This window comes from Pseudacidovorax intermedius (genome assembly GCF_001476815.1).
Lineage (GTDB): Bacteria > Pseudomonadota > Gammaproteobacteria > Burkholderiales > Burkholderiaceae_C > Xenophilus > Xenophilus intermedius_A.
On sequence record NZ_LDSL01000284.1, the window covers coordinates 1 to 720 of the forward strand.

Consider the following 720-nt stretch of genomic DNA (forward strand, 5'->3'; position numbering starts at 1 on the left):
CGCCGGCTCGTCTGGGGCGCCGAGACCACGACGCCGGACCGCCCAGCGGACACGGCGACCGGTCGACGCGTCGACGACCTTCGCGCCCTGACCGCGCGCGTCGAAGCGGCGAAGTCCTCATCCACCGGCGTCACGGCGATCGCCGACGGGATCACCGTCCGCGCGCGCTTCGCCGTCCTGGCGCTGGCTCCCGTCCTGTACTCGCGCATCTCGTTCGAGCCCCCGCTCCCGCGTCTTCAGCACCAGATGCACCAGCACATCTCGATGGGCTTCGTCATCAAGGTGCACGCGGTCTACGAGACGCCGTTCTGGCGCGACAAGGGCCTGTCGGGCACCGCCTTCAGCCCCTACGAGCTGTCGCACGAGGCGTACGACAACACCAATCACGGCGACGAGCGCGGCACCCTCGTGGGCTTCGTCTCCGACCAGAACGCCGACGACCTCTTCCGCCTGAGCGCCGAGGAGCGCAAGGAGAAGATCCTCGAGTCGCTCTCGCACTACTACGGGCCCGAGGCCAAGAACCCGATCGTCTACTACGAGAGCGACTGGGGCACCGAGGAGTGGACCCGCGGTGCGTACGCCGCGAGCTTCGACATGGGCGGCCTTCACCGGTACGGCGCCGACCTGCGCGAGCCCGTCGGCCCGATCCACCTCGCCTGCAGCGACATGGCCGGAGCCGGTTACCAGCACGTCGACGGCGCGATCCGCCAGGGACACCGC

The 720-nt window shown here is 69.9% G+C and carries 1 protein-coding gene; it reads left to right on the plus strand.

Translation table 11 applies throughout. The features are described 5' to 3' along the window. A partial coding sequence (locus NS331_RS25250; RefSeq protein WP_206597372.1) for a flavin monoamine oxidase family protein occupies positions 1–720 on the plus strand: 720 nt, incomplete at both ends.